Raw genomic sequence first — 895 nt, 5'->3', positions numbered from 1 at the left:
TCACCGTCAGGTGGGCCAGGTGACCCAGGGACCTCCTTCCGATTCCCTCCCGGCTGAACCGGGGATACAACAAAGCGCCTCACGGCGCACTCGCGTTCATGAGCAGGCGCAGGTCGTGTTCGGGCGGACGGCCGATGTCCAGGCCGCGGCCGCGGCGCTCGGCCCGCCAGGCGGTGAGCACCGGCTCGATCAGCTGCCAGCGTTCATCGGACAGGTCGCTGGGGTAGCCGCTGTGGGCGGTCATGTTTCAGATGTACTGCGCGGTGGCCGCCCCGGCCAGCGGCCAAAGGCCACCGAGCGGGCCCGGGTTGGGATCAGACAGGAGACATCGGGATCAAACAGCCCTCTGGGGCCTCACGGTGAACGGGTGGCCCTCCTCTCACTTCAGTGCCGTCCTGCCAGCCTGCTCGAACCAGCATGTATCGGCTTCAGACAGGGTGAAACGCTCAGTAAGACGTCATCTCATTTGGTGAGTGTGCGGTAGCAGATGAGGGTGCAGGCGATGCTGGTGAAGGCCAGGAAGTGGTCGGCCTGGTGTTCGTAGCGGCGGTGGAGCCGGCGGCATCCGGTGAGCCAGGACATGCTGCGCTCGATGGTCCAGCGGTGGCGTCCGAGTCGCTGGGAGCTCTCGATGCCTTTGCGGGCGATGCCAGGCGTGATGTTCCTGCTGCGCAGCCAGCGGCGCAGCGACCGGTTGGCGTACGCCTTGTCGGCATGCAGCCTGGCCGGGCGCCGTCGGCGGGGGGCGGCGGCGGGATCTGACGGGCGGGATGCCGCGCACGAGTGGTCCGAGTGTCTGGCTGTCGTGGAGGCTGGCGCCGGAGATGCCGGTGGACAGGGGCAGTCCGGTCCGTTCCGTGATCAAGTGGATCTTCGGCCCGTACTTGCCCCGGTC

The 895-nt window shown here is 67.8% G+C and carries 2 pseudogenes; both read right to left on the bottom strand.

Features of this window, described 5'->3' with window-relative positions:
- Positions 1 to 91 precede the first annotated feature (91 nt).
- Positions 92 to 244 (bottom strand): annotated as a pseudogene (locus IG74_RS51805) (IS5/IS1182 family transposase); the annotation flags it as partial.
- A 218-nt stretch (positions 245 to 462) separates the two neighbouring features.
- Positions 463 to 895 (bottom strand): annotated as a pseudogene (locus tag IG74_RS54065) (IS5 family transposase); the annotation flags it as partial.

The sequence above is a fragment of the Streptomyces sp. NRRL B-1347 genome (assembly GCF_000720325.1).
Taxonomy (GTDB): Bacteria; Actinomycetota; Actinomycetes; order Streptomycetales; family Streptomycetaceae; genus Streptomyces.
This window is presented reverse-complemented; position numbering and strand designations above follow the sequence as displayed.